The 3,589-nt window shown below is 71.9% G+C and carries 2 protein-coding genes and 2 pseudogenes; 3 read left to right on the top strand and 1 reads right to left on the bottom strand.

Translation table 11 applies throughout. The annotated features are described in order from the left end of the window. Positions 1-379: pseudogene (locus I5G_RS16350) on the top strand (phosphodiesterase); the annotation flags it as partial. Here I5G_RS16350 and I5G_RS16345 read toward each other — a convergent pair. Next, positions 330-1,913, bottom strand: coding sequence for a stealth family protein (locus I5G_RS16345; RefSeq protein WP_022880022.1), 1,584 nt, complete (start codon positions 1,911-1,913; stop codon positions 330-332). The pseudogene I5G_RS16350 and the gene I5G_RS16345 overlap by 50 nt on opposite strands. Before the next feature lie 243 nt (positions 1,914-2,156). On the opposite strand from I5G_RS16345, the pseudogene I5G_RS23050 reads away from it, so the two are divergent. Both I5G_RS23050 and I5G_RS16335 read left to right on the top strand, forming a co-directional pair. Further along, positions 2,157-3,088, top strand: a pseudogene (locus I5G_RS23050) (4-(cytidine 5'-diphospho)-2-C-methyl-D-erythritol kinase). 136 nt (positions 3,089-3,224) lie between these two features. Beyond that, positions 3,225-3,527 carry a DUF427 domain-containing protein gene (locus I5G_RS16335; protein WP_022880021.1) on the top strand — a complete coding sequence of 101 codons (303 nt, stop codon included), beginning with the start codon at positions 3,225-3,227 and terminating at the stop codon, positions 3,525-3,527. Positions 3,528-3,589 lie beyond the last annotated feature (62 nt).

The following is a 3,589-nucleotide window of genomic DNA, read 5'->3' as shown; positions in this document are numbered from 1 at the left end:
CCAGCGGCTCCTCGCCGACGTGCTGCGCGGCAGCGACGTGCGCGCGATCCTCGCGGGACACCTGCACTACTCGACGTTCGCGACGTTCGCGGGCATCCCGGTGTCCGTGGCATCCGCCACCTGCTACACGCAGGACCTCATGGTGCCGGTCGGGGGGACCCGGCCGCAGGACGGTGCCCAGGGCTTCAACCTCGTGCACGTCTACGACGAGACGATCGTGCACTCGGTGGTGCCCGTCGGCGCAGCCGAGGTGCTGCAGTACGTCGACGCCGCGGAGTCGCAGGAACGGCTGCGGTCGGCCGGCATCGTCGTGCCGGCGACGGCGGAACTCAGCGGCCGGGTGTCGCCGCCGACGACGCCGCTGCCGATCCTGCGCTGACCGCCTCGGCCTTCTCCCAGGGCGCTGCCACGGGGAAGTAGCGCTCGAGGCAGGCGCGGAGCGCGGGCACGCGGACCTCTTCGGGGATCTCGGGCACGCTGCCGTCGTTGAGGCAGAACATGTCCGTGTCCCGCCGCGAGACGAGCCGCTCCATCTGCCGCAGGGCGTCGAGCTGCGTGGTCTGGACGTAGCGCGTGCGAGGCTCCGTCGTGATGACCGCGCGGCCGGTGGCCAGGGCGTAGTAGTGGTAGAGGCTGTTCGTCACCGAGATGTCGGTCGCCGAGCGGAAACGGCTCGCGGCCGTGCGGGCGTAGTCCTCGGCGAACTCGCGCTCCAGCTCGTACGCGACCGAACGCCGCAGCGGCGTGGCGCAGTGCTCGAGGTCGAGCGTGGTGACCCGGCCGAAGCGCTCCTTCAGCAGCGCGCGGTTCACGCGCAGGCCGTTGTCGTGTCCCGAGCGGTCGACGTGGGCGGGACCGCTGCCGATCCGGATGCCGCTCTCGACGAACCGGGTGATGCCCGCGCCGCTGAAGAACAGTTCCGGGGTGACGGGACGCCCGAAGAACATGTCGTCGTTGCTGTACAGGAAGTGCTCGGCGAGGCCCGGGATGCGGTGCAGCTGCGCCTCGACGGCGTGCGAGTTGTGCGTGGGGAGCACCGACGGGTCGGCGAAGAACTCCTCGCTGCGCACGATCGTGACTTTGGGGTGGTCGGCGAGCCACTCGGGCGTGGGGGAGTCGGTCGCGATGAAGATGCGTCGCACCCACGGGGCGTACATGTGGACGCTCCGCAGCGCGTAGCGAAGCTCGTCGACCTGCCGGTAACGGGCCGCGTTGTCGTCGCCGTCACCGACGACGTAGCCCTTCATGCGTGCGGCGCGCTGGCGCTGGAACTCGCTCGAGGAGCCGTCGACCCACGAGAAGACCATGTCGACGTCTTCCGTGAACTCGTTCGGGTGCGGATCGAACATGCCCGCCACCGTGCGCCAGCGGCGTCCGTAGCGCTCGACCTCGACCAGGTCGAGGTCGGCCGTGGCGAACTTCCGACGCGTGAGCGCGCTCGGCCGCGGAGCCTCGACGGTCTGCGCCCCGAACCGCCAGAGCTCGAGGCGCGGCGCGAGAGCCGAACCGTAGCGGTACGAGCCCTCGGTCGAGGTGCGGGGGCGGAACACGGCGTAGGCCTCGACGGCGTTGCGGCTCGGGCGGACGCTGTGCGCCGGCACCGGGTCCTCGCCCCGGGCCTTGAGGTAGACGGGACCGAGCTCGGGGTCGCGCAGCGCGGCGAGCGCGGCCTCGGCGTGCGCCGTGTCGACGACGATCTTCGGTCGGCGATTGGCATCCCGCACCAGCATCACCTCGACGCCCGCGGCCTCGATCGCCGCGGCGACCGTGAGCAGGTCGTCCTGCTCGGCGTCCGAGGGGGTGGAGCAGTCATCGACGACGTGCAGGATGCCGTCGACCATGCGGATGTCGGCCCGCGAGAGGAGGGCGCGCCACGGGTCGGTCTCGACAGAAAGGGGGACCATCGATCGCATACTGTGCCTCCTCGGGGGATGTGGGGACGGATTCGTACACCGTACGAATGCGGCGTTACGTGCGCGTTTCGGCGGCGGCGCCGAAGGGCGGTGAGCGGGGCACTACTGTCGAAGAGTGACTGAGATCGCCCGCTCCGGACCGGCCGCCATCGACCCGTCGCTCGCGGGTCGGACGACGTCGGGCCGACGTTCCAGTCTCGCACACGGGGGACGGCTCGGGGCGCGTGGTCGGCGGTCGGCCCGATGAGCAGCGCCTCGTCCACGGCGGTGCGCGTGCGCGCTCCCGGCAAGATCAACGTCTTCCTCGAGGTCGGCGACGTCGCCGACGACGGGTACCACGAGGTCGCCACGGCGTACCAGGCGGTCTCGCTGTACGAGGAGATCACGGCCGTGCCCGCCGCCGGCTTCACGATCGAGATCGCCGAGACCTCGACGGTCGACGTCGAGGGCGTCCCCACCGACGAGCGCAACCTCGCGCTGCGGGCCGCCCGCATGCTCGCTCGGGTCGCGGGCATCGGCGACGGCGTGCACCTGACGGTGCGCAAGGCCGTGCCGGTCGCGGGCGGGATGGGCGGCGGGTCCGCCGACGCCGCGGCCGCACTGGTGGCCTGCGACGCCCTGTGGGGATCGGGATGCCAACCCCTGAGCTCGCGCGCCTCGCGGCCCAGTTGGGCGCCGATGTGCCCTTCGCGCTGCTCGGGGGAACCGCGATCGGCACCGGCCGTGGCGACGAACTGAGCCCGGCGCTGGCATCCGGTCGCTTCCACTGGGTCCTCGTCCCGAACGACCAGGGGCTGTCGACCCCGGTCGTGTACGGCGAGCTNGACGCGCACCGCGCGCGCCACGCGGTCGACATCGGGCCCGCGCCCCGCGTCCCCGCGGTCGACCCGGACGTGCTGCACGCGATCCGCCAGGGCGACGCCCACATGCTCGCGGCGACCGTCCGCAACGACCTGCAGGCGCCCGCGCTGCACCTGCGACCCGATCTCGGGCGCGTGCTCGAGCGCGGCGAACGCTCCGGCGCCCTCGCCGGGCTGGTGTCGGGATCGGGTCCGACGCTGGCGTTCCTGGCGGCCGACGAGACGTCGGCGATCGATCTGCAGGTGACCCTGAGCGCCGCGGGATATCCCGCCCTGCACGTTCACGGGCCCGTCGCGGGCGCGCGTGTGGTCTGACCAGGGGCACCCTAGCCCAGGTCGTCACACGCGGCAATCTGACCTTTCGTGTCGGGGCCCCTCGCTAGCGTGTCCCAGGTAGCCGCAGACCTGCGAGCGCCGTGCCCGCACGCGGCCACGAAGAGGGAGGATCCCCATGAAGGCAGTACTCGACGGCGTCGTCATCGCCGAAGCCGACCGCGACGACCTCGTCTCCATCGAAGGCAACTGGTACTTCCCGCCGAGCTCGGTCCGCGAGGGGGCGCTCTCGCAGAGCCCCACGCCCTACACGTGCCCCTGGAAGGGCGCGGCCCAGTACTGGAACGTCTCGCTCGACGGCGCGGATCTGCCCGACGGCGCCTGGTCCTACCCCGACCTGCGTCCCGGCGCGGTCGACCGTGTCGGCACCGACTTCGCGGGCTACGTCGCGTTCGATCGGAAGGTCGTGGTCTCCGACTGAGTCGGGTACGCGCATGATCGAGTTCTCGACCGTCTCGAAGGTCTCCCCGACGGCACCCGCGC

This window comes from Microbacterium sp. B19 (genome assembly GCF_000333395.1).
Lineage (GTDB): Bacteria > Actinomycetota > Actinomycetes > Actinomycetales > Microbacteriaceae > Microbacterium.
Note: the sequence above shows the minus strand (reverse complement) of the source record. Positions and strands in the feature narration are given on the sequence as shown.